This is a genomic window from Pseudomonas sp. NPDC098747 (genome assembly GCF_044760045.1).
Classification (GTDB): Bacteria; Pseudomonadota; Gammaproteobacteria; order Pseudomonadales; family Pseudomonadaceae; genus Aquipseudomonas.
Map to the genome: position 1 here is coordinate 169,047 of NZ_JBIWAL010000004.1, position 15,557 is coordinate 184,603.

Below are 15,557 nucleotides of genomic sequence, written 5' to 3' on the forward strand. Positions count from 1 at the left end.
GGATCTTCAAAAACCTGACTGACAAAGCCTGAGGCCTGCCATGACTCTTCAACAATCCCGCCGGCTGCAAAGCCTGCTGCTCGGCACCTTGGCCTGGGCCATCGCGATCGTGATTTTCTTCCCGATCTTCTGGATGGTGATGACCAGTTTCAAGACCGAGATTGACGCCTTCGCCACACCGCCGCAGTTCATCTTCACGCCGACGCTGGAGAACTACCTGCACATCAACGAGCGCAGCGACTACTTCAGTTTTGCCTGGAACTCGGTGGTGATTTCCTTTAGCGCTACAGCGCTGAGCCTCCTGATTGCGGTGCCGGCGGCCTACTCGATGGCGTTCTACGAAACCAAGCGCACCAAAGGCACGCTGCTGTGGATGCTCTCCACCAAGATGCTGCCGCCGGTGGGCGTGCTGATGCCGATCTATCTGCTGGCCAAGAGTTTCGGCCTGCTCGATACGCGCATCGCGTTGATCGTGATCTACACGCTGATCAACCTGCCGATTGTGGTCTGGATGATTTACACCTACTTCAAAGACATCCCCAAAGACATCCTTGAAGCCGCCCGCCTCGACGGTGCCACGCTGTGGCAGGAAATGGTCCGCGTGCTGCTGCCCATCGCCAAGGGCGGCCTGGCCTCGACCGTGCTGCTGTCGCTGATCCTGTGTTGGAACGAGGCATTCTGGTCGCTGAACCTGACCTCCTCGAAAGCCGCGCCACTGACCGCGTTGATCGCCTCGTACTCAAGCCCTGAAGGGTTGTTCTGGGCCAAGTTGTCGGCGGTGTCGACTCTGGCCTGTGCGCCGATTTTGATCTTCGGCTGGTTCAGCCAGAAACAACTGGTGCGCGGGCTGTCGTTCGGCGCTGTGAAATGAAGATCGCCAACCCGACACAAATCCCTGTGGGAGCGAACTTGCTCGCGAAAGCGCAGTGTCATTCAACAGTGATGGTGACTGACACGACCCCTTCGCGAGCAAGCTCGCTCCCACATAAGAGCTCGCCCGGCTCACACGAATAACAACAATGCGGAGGCCCATTACCATGGCCAACCTGAAAATCAAGAATCTGCAAAAAGGCTTCGAAGGTTTTTCCATCATCAAGGGCATCGACCTGGAAGTGAACGACAAAGAATTCGTGGTCTTCGTCGGCCCGTCCGGCTGCGGCAAATCGACCCTGCTGCGCCTGATCGCAGGCCTGGAAGAAGTCAGCGGCGGCACCATCGAACTCGATGGCCGCGACATCACCGAAGTCAGCCCGGCCAAACGCGACCTGGCAATGGTGTTCCAGACCTACGCGCTGTACCCGCACATGACCGTGAAAAAGAACATGTCCTTCGCCCTCGATCTGGCCGGTGTGCCGAAAGCCGAAGTCGAGAAGAAAGTCGGCGAAGCGGCACGCATCCTTGAACTGGGGCCGATGCTCGAGCGCAAGCCAAAGCAGTTGTCCGGTGGCCAGCGTCAACGTGTCGCGATCGGTCGCGCCATCGTGCGCAATCCGAAAATCTTCCTGTTCGACGAACCGCTGTCCAACCTCGACGCTGCGCTGCGCGTGCAGATGCGTCTGGAACTGCTGCGCCTGCACAAAGACCTGCAAGCGACCATGATCTACGTGACCCACGATCAGGTTGAGGCAATGACCATGGCCGACAAAGTCGTGGTGCTCAATGGCGGCAAGATCGAGCAGGTCGGCTCGCCGCTGGACCTGTATCACGCTCCCGCCAACCTGTTCGTCGCCGGTTTCCTCGGCACACCGAAAATGGGTTTCCTCAAGGGCAGGATTACCCGCATCGACGGCCCAAGCTGCGAAGTCGCGCTGGACGCCGGAACGCTTATCACCCTGCCTTTCAACGCCAATCACCTGAGCGTCGGCAGCGCGGTGACGCTGGGCATTCGCCCGGAACATCTGGAGCTGGCGCAACCGGGCGACTGCACCCTGCAAGTCACCGCCGATGTCAGCGAACGCCTGGGCAGCGACACCTTCTGCCACGTCAACACCAACGCCGGCGAAGCCCTCACCATGCGCGTGCGAGGTGATCTGGCGAGCCGTTATGGCGAGCAACTGAACCTCTATCTGGACGCTGCCCACTGCCATTTATTCGATGCCGAAGGCGTGGCGCTGACCCGTCCTCTGCGTGCCGCTGCCTGATTTTTTCGAGAGATTTCCCATGAAGCTGAACAAACAGAATCTCAACCGCCTCGCCGCCGAAGTGCAACTGCCGGCCTACAGCCTTAGCGACGCTCGCCAAGGCATCGCGCACATCGGCGTCGGTGGCTTTCACCGGGCGCATCAGGCGTATTACACCGACGCGCTGATGAACACCGGCGAAGCGCTGGACTGGGCTATTTGCGGGGTAGGCCTGCGCGCCGAAGACCGCCGCGCCCGCGACGACCTCAAAGAGCAGGATTACTTGTTCACCCTCTTCGAACTCGGTGACAGTAATGACACCGAAGTCCGGGTGATCGGCGCGATTCGCGACATGCTCCTCGCCGAAGACGGCGCTCAGGCATTGATCGACAAACTCGCTGATCCGCAGATTCGCATCGTCTCGCTGACCATCACCGAGGGCGGCTATTGCATCGACGACAGCACCGGCGAACTCATGGCGCACCTGCCGCAGATCCAGCACGATTTGGCCAATCCCGACGCACCTGAAACCGTTTTCGGCTTCTTGTGTGCAGCCCTGGAAAAACGCCGGGCGGCGGGCATTCCGGCCTTTACCGTGATGTCCTGCGATAACCTGCCGCACAACGGCGCAGTGACCCGCAAAGCGCTGCTGGCTTTTGCTGCTTTGCGCTCTGTCGACTTAAGGGACTGGATCGACACCAACGTCAGCTTCCCCAACGCAATGGTCGACCGCATCACGCCAATGACCAGCACCGCGCACCGTCTGCAACTGGCCGACAAACACGCGGTAGACGATGCCTGGCCGGTGGTCTGCGAACCGTTTGTGCAGTGGGTGCTCGAAGACAAATTCGTCAACGGTCGCCCGGCCTGGGAAAAGGTTGGCGTGCAGTTCACCGACGACGTTTCGCCGTATGAAGAGATGAAGATCAAGTTGCTCAACGGCAGTCATCTGGCGCTGACCTATCTAGGCTTTTTGAAGGGCTATCGCTTCGTCCACGAAACCATGAACGACCCGCTGTTCGTGCGTTACATGCGCGCTTACATGGACCTGGATGTCACGCCGCAACTGGCACCGGTGCCGGGTATCAACCTGAACGATTACAAAGACACGCTGGTGGCGCGCTTCTCCAATCAGGCGATTGCCGATCAGCTTGAGCGGGTGTGTTCGGATGGTTCGTCGAAGTTTCCCAAATTCACCATTCCGACGATCAATCGCTTGATTGCCGATGGACGCGAGACCCGCCGCGCGGCGTTGATGGTGGCGGCTTGGGCGTTGTATCTGAAGGGTGTGGATGAGAATGGCGATACCTATTCGATTCCCGACCCGCGGGCGACTTTTTGTCAGGCGTTGGTGGCTGATGATGCGCTGATGACAGAACGGTTGTTGGCGGTCGAGGAGATTTTCGGCACGGCGATACCGCGTTCGGCGGAGTTTGTCGCGGCGTTTGAATGGTGCTGCGATAGCTTACGGGAGGTGGGTGTTACGCGGACTTTGGAGCGGGTGCTGGCCTGAAAAGCCCCTCACCCTAACCCTCTCCCAGAGGGAGAGGGGACTGACCGAGGTGTTTTTTCGAGTTACGTCGACCTGAGATATCGAGTCGAACTCGGGATTTGAAAGGCATAAAGTTCTGCTCCCTTCCCCCTCGCCCCCCAGGGGGAGAGGGTTGGGGTGAGGGGGCTCTTGATCTTGATCTTTACCGCTAACCGACTGGTTCCCACATGACAACCCGACAACTCTTTCTCGGCATCGACTGCGGCACCCAAGGCACCAAAGCGATCATCCTCGATGCCGCCAGCGGTCAGGTGCTCGGCCAGGGCGCTGCCGCGCACACGATGATCAGCGGCGCCAATGGCCGCCGCGAGCAAGACACCCACCAATGGCTGGAAGCCCTCGCCCTCGCCACCCGCCATGCGCTGCTGGCGGCGGATGTCGACGGCCAGGCAATCCTCGGCATCGGCGTTTCCGGCCAACAGCACGGCCTGGTGCTGCTCGATGAAGAAGGCAAAGTCCTGCGCCCGGCCAAACTCTGGTGCGACACCGAAACCAGCGCCGAAAACGACCGCTTGCTCAGCCACCTAGGCGGCGAAAAAGGTTCTCTCGAACGCCTCGGCGTGGTCATCGCGCCCGGTTATACCGTGTCCAAATTGCTCTGGACCAAAGAACAACATCCAGACGTATTCTCGCGTATCGCCCGCATTCTGTTGCCCCACGACTACCTCAACTTCTGGCTCACCGGCCGAGCCTGCAGCGAGTACGGCGACGCTTCCGGCACCGGCTATTTCAACGTGCGCAGCCGCCAGTGGGATTTGCAGTTATTGCGCGATATCGACGCCAGCGGACGTCTGCAAGCGGCGCTGCCGGAGCTGATCGATGCGCACGAAGCCGTCGGCACAATCCTGCCGGCGATAGCCGAACACCTCGGCATCAACCGCAACGCACTTGTGTCCAGCGGTGGCGGTGACAACATGATGGGCGCCATAGGCACCGGCAACATCCAGCCCGGCGCGATCACCATGAGCCTCGGCTCCTCCGGCACCGTGTACGCCTACGCTGATGTGCCCAAGGTCAGCGCGGACGCCTCGGTCGCCACATTCTGCTCCTCCAGCGGCGGATGGCTGCCGCTGATCTGCACCATGAACCTGACCAACGCCACCGGCGCGATTCGCGAACTGTTCGACCTCGATCTCGATCAGTTCAACAACCTAGTCGCCCAGGCACCGATTGGCGCTGAAGGCGTGAGCATGCTGCCGTTCCTCAACGGCGAGCGCGTCCCCGCCCTGCCCCACGCCACCGGCAGCCTGCACGGCTTGACCCTCAGCAACCTGACCCAGCCCAATCTATGCCGCGCCGCCGTCGAAGGCACGACCTTCGGCTTGCGCTACGGGCTGGATTTGCTCCGGCAAAATGGTTTACAAAGCCGCAGCATTTGCCTGATCGGCGGCGGTTCGAAAAGCGCTGTGTGGCGGCAAATCGTCGCTGACATCATGGACACGCCCGTGATCTGCACCGAGCAAAGCGAAGCGGCTGCCCTTGGCGCGGCGATTCAGGCGGCGTGGTGCAAGTCATGGTCCAATGGCCACGAAGACACGCTGGCCGATCTGTGCCAGCGCTGCGTGAAGCTTGACCTGAGCAGTGAAACCCTGCCGAACGCCGCCAATGTCGCGGCGTTCCAGCAGGCTTATGAACGCTATCAACAGCATGTCGCAACCCTATAAAGAGCAAACAATTATGTATTTGGTGTGTGGCGAAGCCCTGTTTGATTTCTTCAGCGAAGACGATGCCAGCGGCTTGGCCTCGAAAGTGAATTTCAAGGCGATTGCCGGCGGCTCGCCGTTCAACGTCGCCGTGGGTTTGCGCCGTCTGGGCGTGGACTCAGCCTTGTTCGGCGGGCTGTCCACCGACTACCTCGGCCGCCGATTGCAACAGGTGCTGCAGGACGAAGATGTACGGCCGGATTATCTGGTGGACTTCGCTGCGCCAACCACGCTGGCGATGGTCGCCGTCGGTGCCAACGGCTCGCCGCATTACAGCTTTCGCGGTGAAGGCTGCGCCGATCGGCAACTGAGCCTGGCGCATCTGCCCACGCTAGGCCCTGAGGTGCGCGGCTTGCACGTCGGCTCGTTTTCGCTGGTGGTGCAGCCGATTGCCGACACACTGCTGGCGCTGGTGCAGCGTGAAAGTGGCAAACGCCTGATCAGCCTCGACCCCAACGTGCGCCTCAACCCCGAGCCGAACATCGACCTGTGGCGCGAGCGGATCGCCACGCTGGTGCAACTGGCCGATCTGATCAAAGTCAGTGATGAAGACTTGAGTCTGTTGTATCCCGAGCAGGACCCGCAGCGGGTCATCGAGGGCTGGCTGGAGCATCGCTGCCACGTGGTATTCCTCACCCGCGGCGGTGAAGGCGCAAGTGTGTTCAGTCGCGCCCACGGGTCCTGGTCGGTGCCGGCGTGTTCTGTGAAGATCGCCGATACCGTTGGCGCCGGTGACACATTCCAGGCTGCGTTGATCACCTGGCTGACCGAACAGGGTCTGGATTCAATAGAAGGCGTGCAGCAATTGGCCCGCGAACAGATCGACGCCATGCTCAAATTCGCCGTGCAGGCGGCGGCGCTGACGTGCAGCAAGACCGGTCCGGATCTGCCCTATCGTCATCAATTGACCTGAACGCGTAAACTGTCGCCCTTTTACGCGCATGACAGGATGACGGCTTTTGAATTCTCGGCAGACAGTTGGACTATTGATACTCGCGGCATTGTTGACGGGCTGCGGCACCTCGCCGCCCCGCTCGCCTGAAAACATCTGCGAGATCTTCCGGGAAAAAAGCGATTGGTACGACGCCGCACAAGTCACGCAAAAGCGCTGGGGTGTACCGATCCAGGTGCCGTTCGCGATCATGTATCAGGAATCCGGCTACCGCTACGACGCCAAGACGCCACGCAAATACCTGCTCTGGGTGATTCCGTGGGGCCGCGTCTCGACCGCATCGGGTTACGCGCAGGCCAAGGATGAAGTCTGGTCCGACTACCAGAAAAGCACCGGCAGAAACTGGGCCGACCGCGAAGATTTCGACGACGCCATCGACTTCGTCGGCTGGTACATGGACAAGACCACCTCGATCAACGGCGTCTACAAATACGACGCCTATGGCCAATACCTCAACTATCACGAGGGCTGGGGTGGTTATCGCAATAAGACCTACGCCGCCAAGGCTTGGCTGATGCCGACAGCACGCAAGGTGCAGAATCGTTCCGACATGTATGCGCGGCAATATGCCGGCTGCAAAGAGGATCTGAATCGCGGGTTCTGGAGTCGGTTCTGGCATTGGCTATAACAGCCAAAATTTCGTTGACGTTCAGGACGCCATCGCGGGCAAGCCCGCTCCCACAGGTTTCTCAGGTGGTTACACAATCCGTGTTCACTGGAGATCCTTGTGGGAGCGGGCTTGCCCGCGATGGCGATGGGTCAAACTCCGAAAATCCAACGGTTACAACACCGAAAAGTTGTAACTCACAATCAACCTGGTCTCATCCACATCCCGGGCAAACTTCTCGTAATTCGTCCGATACGTCGCATTACGCAACCGCAAACTCACATCCTTGAACGTCCCCGTCTGAATCACGTACTTCAACTCGCTGTCACGTTCCCACTCTTTACCTTCCTGATCACTGCCCAAAACCTTGATGTGATCACCGTTCACATAGCGCGTCAGGAAACTCAGACCGTTAATACCGATCGCCTTGAAATCATAGTCATATCGCAGTTGCCAGGAGCGCTCCTGCGCGGCGGCGAAGTCGTTGACCTGCACATAGTTGACCAGATACGGATTGCTGCCATCGAGGTACGGCATCGAGTTGTCGCCGTTCATGCGTTGCCAGCCACCACTGAAAGTGTGGCCGCTGATGGCGTAAGACAACATGCCGCTCAGTGCACGGTTGTCGATTGCCCCGGCGTTCGCATCGCCACTGTCGGCACTTTTCAGCAAGCGCACATCAGCTTTCAACACACCGTTGCCCAGCGGCTGATTGCCCAACAGCCCGACGAAGTGCTGACGATAGATGTCTTCAAGTTCTGCGTAGTGATACTGCGCAGTCAGACGATCGTTGATCTTGTAGTCAAAGCCGTACATGTCGAAATGGTCGGCGGTGGTGTTACACGCGTAGCGCTTGTTCTTGCAGTGCACGCGGATATCTTGCGAATCGGTGGAATCACGCGCGGTGTACTTGTCCAGACGCGCCGCCATGAAGGTCAGATCCTTCACTTCTTTTGAAGTCAGCATTGCGCCATTGAACATCGTCGGCAGCAAACGACCGTCGTTGTATTTAAGCAGCGGCAGATCCGGCAGCAGCGCGCCATATTTCAGCACCGTGTCCGACACTCGCACCTTGGCGGTCAATCCCAGTTTCGCGTACTGATCCTTCGAACCACGCGAGTCCTGCCCGCTGGACGGCAGCAAACCGCTGTTACTGCTGTCGGCGCTGGAATCCAGTTTGAAGCCGAGCATACCCAGCGCATCGATGCCGAAGCCAACCGTGCCCTCGGTGTAACCCGATTGCAGATTGAGAATGAAACCCTGCGCTGACTCTTCGCGCTTGGAAGCACCCTGATCGTTGGACGTGCGCCCATCACGGAAATCGCGGTTGAAGTACACCGTGCGCGACTCGATCTTCGCCGTGGTGTCTTCAAGAAATCCGCTGGCCTGAACTTGCGCGGTAAAACCGGCGCACAGCACAAAGGCTCCGAAGCCAAGCGAGTGCTGGCGCGGGGTGATGAGGGGAAATGGGGGACGCATGAAAAACTCCAACATTGAAGCGTTTGCGCAAAGGCGCAATAAGCCAGAAAAATAGCTCCCGCCCCGGATCAATGAAGAGCCGAGAGGAAGTGAACACGCAGGGGTGAGTGACAATGATGGCAGATGGCTTTGACGTGCTACAGGCGACTTTAGTCTGAAACTGACTGGCTATTCTTCGGCGCCCGAGAGCTCGAATCCTCCAGATTGGCAAGCATTACTTCTGGGGAAATACCCGGTTTCATTACGTCGAACGTTCATCCTAAGGGTTTTCCCTATAACTCGCACATGCCGGGCGTACGGCATTTGCGCCTTGAACGAGACGGTCTAATCCTGCAACATCCACCTCCTGCTTATTCAACGGACGGAATTCAAGGCATGCTGGACGCCAACGCAACCCACATCACCCTAACCCTCGAAGGCGTTTCCGCTGACCTGCAAGTCCTCAGCTTCACCGGTCGCGAAGCCCTCAACGAACCGTTCCGTTTCGACCTCGAACTGGTCAGCGCCCGCCCCGACCTCAAACTCGAAGAGCTGCTGCACAAGCCCGGCGTCCTGACCTTCGGCGCCACCGGCGAAGGCAAGATCCACGGTCTGGTGTACCGCATCGAGCAAGGCGATTCCGGCAAAACCCTGACGCGTTACAGCATCAGCCTGGTGCCGCAACTCGCCTATCTGCGGCACAACCACGATCAGCAGATTTTCCAGCAACTGACCGTACCCAAGATCATCGCCCAGGTGCTGGAGGATCGCGGCATTCTCGCCGACGCCTACAGCTTCCAGCTCAGCGCTGAATACCCGGCACGCGATTACTGCGTGCAGTACGACGAGTCCGACCTGCATTTCATCCAGCGTTTGTGCGAAGAGGAAGGCATTCACTTCCACTTCCAGCACAGCAGCAGCGGCCACAAACTGGTGTTCGGCGACGACCAGACCGTGTTCCGCAAACTCAACGCCGTGAGCTACCAGCAAGATTCCGGCATGAGCGCCGACAAACCGGTGATCAAGCGCTTCAACCTGCGTCTGGAAACCCGCACCACCCGCGTCAGCCGTCGCGACTACGACTTCGAAAAACCGAAGATCCTGCCCGAAGGCGCGGCCAAATCCGAGTTCGCTCCGGACCTTGAGGACTACGATTACCCCGGCCGTTTCACCACCCGCGAGCGCGGCAGGTTCCTCTCGACCCGCGCCCTGGAACGCCATCGCAGCGACTACAAACTCGCCGAAGGCAAAGGTGACGAGCCGACCCTCACCAGCGGCCATTTCCTCACCCTCGCCGAACACCCGCGCGCCGAGTGGAACGACCTGTGGCTGCTGCTGGAAGTCTTCCACGAAGGCAAACAGCCGCAAGTGCTCGGCGAAAACGTCACCAGCGACGTCACCGACAACAAAAGCGATTTCCACCAGGGCTACCGCAACAGCTTCATCGCGACCCCGTGGGACGCGCACTACCGCCCTGCCCTCGAACACCCGAAACCGAAAGTCCTCGGCAGCCAGACTGCCGTCGTCACCGGCCCGGCCGGCGAAGAAATCCACTGCGACCAATACGGCCGCATCAAAGTCCAGTTCCACTGGGACCGCGACGGCCAGTCCAACGACAAAACCACCTGCTGGATGCGCGTCGCCAGCGGCTGGGCCGGCGCAGCCTACGGCGGCATCGCCATCCCGCGCATCGGCATGGAAGTCCTCGTCACCTTCCTCGAAGGCGATCCCGACCAGCCACTCGTCACCGGCTGCCTCTACCACAAGGAAAACGTCGTCCCCTACGACCTGCCGGCAAACAAAACCCGCAGCACCTTCAAAACCCTTAGCTCACCGGGTGGCAAGGGCTACAACGAATTTCGGATCGAAGACAAGAAAGGCGTCGAGCAGATCTACATCCACGCCCAGCGCGATTGGGATGAAAACATCGAGCACGACCAGAAGATTCGTGTGGGCAATGAGCGTCATGACACGGTTGAAGCTAATACGCTGAGCGAGTTCAAGGTTGAAGAACACCGGATTACGCATCTGGATCGTAAAAGCGAAATGCGCGCGGATGATCATTTGACGGTTGCGGTGACGCAGCATGTGAAAGTGGGGACGGCGCAGTTTGTTGAGGCCGGGACGGAGATTCATTACCACGCTGGTGAAAAGGTTGTGGTTGAGGGTGGCATGGAACTGACCGCCAAGGCTGGCGGGAGTTTTGTGAAGGTTGATGCGGGTGGCGTGACGATTAGTGGCGCTGAGGTGAAGGTTAATACCGGGGGTGCGCCGGGGGTGGGGACCGGGATCGGGATTCTGGAACCGGTCATCCCGTGGGCTGCCGCTAAGGACAAGGCAGGCACCCTGCTCGTCCCGGCAGCCGTGCAAATGGCTATGGCCAAAGCGGCTCGTGCAGCTGGCAATACTCGCTGCCCGATCTGTGAAGCCTGCCGCGAAGGCAACTGCGATCTCGGAGCTACTGCATGAGCGATGCACTCAACAACTGGCTGGGCGAGCAGTCCCGCCTCAACCGCGTGGTGATTCTGTCACTGGACAGCCTTGCCGAACCCAATCCTGTGACCTCGCTGTACAGTGCCGGTGTCATGCAACGCTCGGTGCAACTCTACCGCCGCACTGAGTTCACCCAATTTTCCGCCATCAGCCCATGGTTGACCGAGTTGCATAATCCAGGCAACGAAACGTTCCGCAAACTGCTCGATGCCCCCCAGCTTAACTGGGGCTGGATCGGCAGTATGGACAAGGCTGACCTCGACAGCCTCACCCAGCACTGGATCGCTCGCATGGTCATCGACGAAGACGGCGAACGCTCGCTGTTCCGCTTCCAAGACAACCGCGTCCTCGCCCGCTGCCTCGGCAACATGAAAGAAGCCGAATGGCCGCTGCTGCTCGGGCCGATCAGCAGTGTGCTGTATTGGGATGAGGATCAGTGGAAAAGCGCGGATAACGGGAGACCCGGGATGTATCCGGTGCCGAATCCGGCGCCGTGGCTTCGTACTCCAGAATCGGGTGAACAGGCTCGAAGCATCCTGCGAGACAACCTCAAACGCTGGTTGCTGACCTACCATGTCGATGCGGCCGCCACACTGGCAGAAACCCGAGTCGTCAGTGAATGGCTCGAAGAGCAAATGGACCTGCTTGAAGCCTGGGACTGGCACACACCGGAACAACGAGAAATGATGCTGAGTCATCGTCTGTCCCCAACTTGCATGGACGATGTTGCATGGGAACCCCTCCCCGGAGAAACGTCTCAGCAGCACTTTGAACGGTGCCAACGAGTATTCACAGATTCGAAAGCAGGCAGTACGGCTTGAAAAATCGAGTGTGGACTGAAGTTAACGCCACGTACGGACCGGACGCTTGGGACCACGACTTGGAAATGGCGGGCGGGCTTTCGGTTGGAGCTTCAGCATCAGATTTTGAACTACAACAAACTTCTGACGCTTTGGAGCAAAGGGGTCTGTGTACATGGCTCGTCCAGATCAGCAAATCCAAAGCGAAGTTGGGCCAGATAGAAAAGCTTCTATCCTGTCGGCCGGTGAATAAAAACTGGTCAAGTTCAAAAACGAAATATGAACGGCGAAAAGTAGGCAGCTCTATACCGAGAAATTTATTAACGAACAAGATTGTAAAATTAGAGTTTCGTCTTTCAAGTGAAGAACGACCATCTGTTGGTGACACTTGGCAAAAAGTCTCCGAAGGTTGGAAGCCGTGCCTTGGAAAAGGGTTGGATGATCCCTATGGGTTTTGCCGTGGCGACACTAGTAATTTCAAACCTTTCAAAATAAATGGTCGCGAATGCACAATCTATCCAAACTGCATTGAACATGGAGCAGTCAATGAATAACAAATATTTTTCAAACAGCGCTCAAGCTGTGTTTTTCCTTGCTCTTCCGTTAATTGGTGCATGCAGTTTCGCCGGCCAGATGGCGAAAGAATCGGTTGAAGGTGCAACGAGCTACTACAGTAGAGAGCATTTCACGCTAACCGCCACTGTTCCTGCAAAGTTTGGCTTTACTTCAAAAGCTCAGTACTCACCTAAGCAAGATGAAACTTGTCAAGTGTACAGCTCCGGCTTGGGTGGTTCGGTAACTCGCCAACAACAGAAGTCAAATACGGTCGACGCTAAAGACATTGAACAGACGGTGTCTACAGACATACCGCTAGAGTTTAAAATCGCCGGTTGTTCAATGGAGCTTTCTCGGGTGAGCTACGAGGTCACCGCCACGTACGGACCGGACGATTGGGATCATGGTCTTGAAATGGCGGGCGGGCTTTCTATCAATACCGAAAGCACAGGCAATGCCTCAGCATCTTACACGGATCTTATCGAGCAAAGAGGTCTCTGTGCTTGGAGTTTTCAGATAAGCACAGCAAAAGCCAAGAAGGACCAGATTGAAAAATTACTATCTTGTTCTGCAGCAGACCCTAATTGGAAGGTCTCAGAGAATCGTCTTCAGCGTCGAAAACCAGGCGGAGCATTATCACGAAATGCTATAGCAAACAAAACAATCCATGTGACATTCAAGTTGTCGAATGATGAAACCCCCAGTTATTTGCGTTACTGGGTAAAAGTCCCGAACGGTTGGAAACCTTGTACAGGTCGCTGGAACTCCGGAAGGGAGGAGTTATGCACTACACCGCCTCAATTTAGAACTTTCAAACAGAATGGACGCGAGTGCTCCGTGTACCCTGGCTGTACAGAATAAGGATGTTTATGCAAAACCAAGAAAAATCATTGCTTTCTGATCAGGGACGCACATGCCCGTTACGCGGGGGCTGGATCAGCTTTCGTCTAGTTGACGAGTTTGGAGACGCCAAGCCCTATGCAGGCCTGAGTTACGTATTAACGGACTCGGAAGGTACCAAATACAAAGGCATCTTGGATGGAGAAGCTTATGCGCGGCTAACGGGAAGCTACTGCGGCCCGCTGATACTGACGCTATCTGCTGCTTACACGGGAGCGGAAAAACTCTATGTTGATATGTGTGAGCGAATCGACTATCCCTTGCCGATAACAGAACTTCAAGTAGCCGCTGAAAAAACGCTTCGCCGGCCAATTGGAAGCCCGGGCAAAACAGGCGCTTACCGGGCCTCAGCCGAAAAAGGTGAATATTACAAGGTTGAAGTTCGCGATTTCGTTGAGTTCAACAAACACTTGCCACTGGCAGCAAACCTTTCTAACCCTGCACCTGCAGGTTGCGCCAAACTCGCCCGAGACTTTGCCGGGGACAAGGTCCCGAGCTTTGGTGTAGGTCTGCTTCCAGAAAAACACTACGTTCTCGAAGTACGCGCCTTACGTGCATTCAGACCGCTTTTATCATTGGCCCCCGAATTCAGTGCCTTGAACCTTTATCAGTTGTCTCTTTTGGCCACATTGAGCTACGGAGATTTCGGACAAAAGCCGGAAAAACTGGACGCGACGCTACCGAAGGACTTTGCTTTCACGTACCCCACTCGTGGCACCGTCGGACATGTGTTGAACACCTGCCTGGCGTGTTTCGAAGAACCGGCGCAATACGCGGACTCCAAGAATCCTTCGTTCCCGCTGGTTGAAGATGTGCCCTACTCCAAGCGCCTTGAGATAGTCCCTTTTGATCCGGGTCTTTACCCGCAGAATGACTCCAGCGCCGGAGGAGCGCTGGAAACACCTTCGAGCGTGCACTTTTTCAGCGATGCGAGACAGGGTACATCCGACTGGAAAAACACCGATACACAGGCCTACGCCACGCACAATGACCGGATGATCCTGATCGCAGTGAGAGGCACAGCTGAGTTTTGGGACAAATGGCGAGACATTGATGCTCAGCAAGTCCCGATTGAAGGGGGAACCGGAAAGGCCCACCAAGGTTTTTATGAATCCTTTATGGCGCTAAAACCGTTTATCGAAAGCTACATTCGTCGCTTCCGCACCAACCAAAAAATAATCGTCTGTGGCCACAGCCTCGGCGGCGCCATTGCCTTGCTGCTCTCTGATTGGCTACACCGCCAAATTACCAGTGACATCATCCTCTATACCTTCGGCTCCCCTCGGGCTGGCGACAAAGAATTCGTTGAATCGGCGAGCGGGCTGGTTCATCACCGAATCGTCAACCAGAACGACCCTGTGCCGAGCGTTCCTGCTGGCTGGATGGATACTAAAAAGCCGATCTGGATCACCGGGCTTGCTGCAACCGTCTCCGGCGTTCTGACACCCGCTGCCGGAGGCGTGGTTATGGCGGTCGGGATGTCTCGCTTTGGCGGCCAGCCTTATTGGCACCACGGCGAACAGCGATACTTCATGCCTTTGCAACTGCCAGGTCGAGTTCTCTCTTCTGTGCTGTGGACACCCGGCTGCGAAGGCTATGAAGAAGCTGCCATGGCTCGCTGCGTTGCACAGCTAAAAAACAACGATACGCCGGATCGCAAGCAATTCATGATTCAGGCTGCGAACGGCGGCGATCACAAGATGCTCGACGGCTATATACCATCATGCTGGGCATCACTACGCCGATGGCAGGAGACGCAAAAAACCGGTGGCTACATCATCAGTACGACTGAATCCGACCGGTTGAAGCTGGAAGTTGAAACCTATCGTGAACAACTGAACCTGTGGCAGAGCAACGCGGACAAGGAGTTCCCCGGCGGCACCATTGAAAGTCGGCCACAGGATCGTGCAACTGCATTCCAGCGCCGCGCGACAATGTCGGATCTTCAGGAACGCCAAACCGCAATCAGACAAGCGGTGAAGCACAATCAAAAAGAACTGAAAGCACTCGAAGGAACCCTCCGGACAATCACAACCCTGAGCACCACCAAGCTCACGCTGGCTAATATTTATGGTGATTGCACCGCACTTCCGGAATTGCAAACCCATATCGATCGCTGGGCTGCGCACAGTGAAAATCAGAAGTCTGAGCGTTTGGCACAGATTCCATCGGCAACGACCAGGAGCATGGCTTGATGCAAGTAAAGCGATGACGACTGATCGGTGGAGGGAGTCTCGTCTGACTCCCGTTCCATCCTGTTACTACAACTCCAGGCAAGCGACTTCCAATTCAACATCTGCCGCCGAATTACTGGACGATCGCGGCATCCTTGCCACCGCCTACATCTTCCAGCTCAGTACCGAGTGCCCCGAACGCGATTACTGCGTGCAGTACGACGAGTCCGATCTGCATTGACT

At 57.3% G+C, this 15,557-nt stretch carries 12 protein-coding genes and 1 pseudogene; 12 read left to right on the forward strand and 1 reads right to left on the reverse strand.

The genetic code is table 11. From position 1 onward, the window contains the following. Window positions 1-40 precede the first annotated feature (40 nt). From ACIQVE_RS04045 to ACIQVE_RS04070, 6 genes are all read left to right on the forward strand, one after another. Complete coding sequence (locus tag ACIQVE_RS04045; RefSeq protein ID WP_402804799.1) at window positions 41-871, forward strand: carbohydrate ABC transporter permease; 831 nt, start codon at window positions 41-43, stop codon at window positions 869-871. 166 nt (window positions 872-1,037) lie between these two features. Next, the gene (locus ACIQVE_RS04050; RefSeq protein ID WP_402804801.1) at window positions 1,038-2,141 is read left to right on the forward strand and encodes an ABC transporter ATP-binding protein; all 1,104 of its coding nucleotides are present in this window, start codon (window positions 1,038-1,040) and stop codon (window positions 2,139-2,141) included. Window positions 2,142-2,160: 19 nt separating this feature from the next. Continuing rightward, complete coding sequence (locus ACIQVE_RS04055; protein ID WP_402804803.1) at window positions 2,161-3,633, forward strand: mannitol dehydrogenase family protein; 1,473 nt, start codon at window positions 2,161-2,163, stop codon at window positions 3,631-3,633. A 206-nt stretch (window positions 3,634-3,839) separates the two neighbouring features. Next, a complete protein-coding gene (gene xylB, locus ACIQVE_RS04060; protein ID WP_402804805.1) occupies window positions 3,840-5,336 on the forward strand; it encodes a xylulokinase in 1,497 nt (498 codons plus the stop codon). Window positions 5,337-5,349: 13 nt separating this feature from the next. Then, a complete protein-coding gene (locus ACIQVE_RS04065; protein ID WP_402804807.1) occupies window positions 5,350-6,288 on the forward strand; it encodes a carbohydrate kinase in 939 nt (312 codons plus the stop codon). A 46-nt stretch (window positions 6,289-6,334) separates the two neighbouring features. Further along, complete coding sequence (locus ACIQVE_RS04070; protein WP_402804809.1) at window positions 6,335-6,955, forward strand: hypothetical protein; 621 nt, start codon at window positions 6,335-6,337, stop codon at window positions 6,953-6,955. 153 nt (window positions 6,956-7,108) lie between these two features. Here the strand turns inward: ACIQVE_RS04070 and ACIQVE_RS04075 are convergent, their stop codons facing one another. After that, window positions 7,109-8,413 carry an OprD family porin gene (locus tag ACIQVE_RS04075; RefSeq protein WP_402804811.1) on the reverse strand — a complete coding sequence of 435 codons (1,305 nt, stop codon included), beginning with the start codon at window positions 8,411-8,413 and terminating at the stop codon, window positions 7,109-7,111. 375 nt (window positions 8,414-8,788) lie between these two features. Between ACIQVE_RS04075 and ACIQVE_RS04080 the strand changes: the two genes are divergently transcribed. From ACIQVE_RS04080 to ACIQVE_RS04105, 6 genes and pseudogenes are all read left to right on the forward strand, one after another. Beyond that, on the forward strand, window positions 8,789-10,861 hold the full coding sequence (locus tag ACIQVE_RS04080) for a type VI secretion system tip protein VgrG (protein WP_402804812.1): 2,073 nt from the start codon (window positions 8,789-8,791) through the stop codon (window positions 10,859-10,861). Next, window positions 10,858-11,706 carry a DUF4123 domain-containing protein gene (locus ACIQVE_RS04085; RefSeq protein WP_402804814.1) on the forward strand — a complete coding sequence of 283 codons (849 nt, stop codon included), beginning with the start codon at window positions 10,858-10,860 and terminating at the stop codon, window positions 11,704-11,706. Before ACIQVE_RS04080 ends, ACIQVE_RS04085 begins: the two co-directional genes overlap by 4 nt. A gap of 8 nt (window positions 11,707-11,714) precedes the next feature. Next, window positions 11,715-12,239 carry a hypothetical protein gene (locus ACIQVE_RS04090; RefSeq protein WP_402804816.1) on the forward strand — a complete coding sequence of 175 codons (525 nt, stop codon included), beginning with the start codon at window positions 11,715-11,717 and terminating at the stop codon, window positions 12,237-12,239. After that, window positions 12,232-13,101 carry a hypothetical protein gene (locus ACIQVE_RS04095; RefSeq protein WP_402804817.1) on the forward strand — a complete coding sequence of 290 codons (870 nt, stop codon included), beginning with the start codon at window positions 12,232-12,234 and terminating at the stop codon, window positions 13,099-13,101. The genes ACIQVE_RS04090 and ACIQVE_RS04095 overlap by 8 nt, the downstream gene beginning before the upstream one ends. 2 nt (window positions 13,102-13,103) lie before the next feature. Continuing rightward, window positions 13,104-15,335 carry a lipase family protein gene (locus tag ACIQVE_RS04100; RefSeq protein ID WP_402804819.1) on the forward strand — a complete coding sequence of 744 codons (2,232 nt, stop codon included), beginning with the start codon at window positions 13,104-13,106 and terminating at the stop codon, window positions 15,333-15,335. 106 nt (window positions 15,336-15,441) lie between these two features. Beyond that, window positions 15,442-15,552, forward strand: a pseudogene (locus ACIQVE_RS04105) (hypothetical protein); the annotation flags it as partial. Window positions 15,553-15,557: the final 5 nt, after the last annotated feature.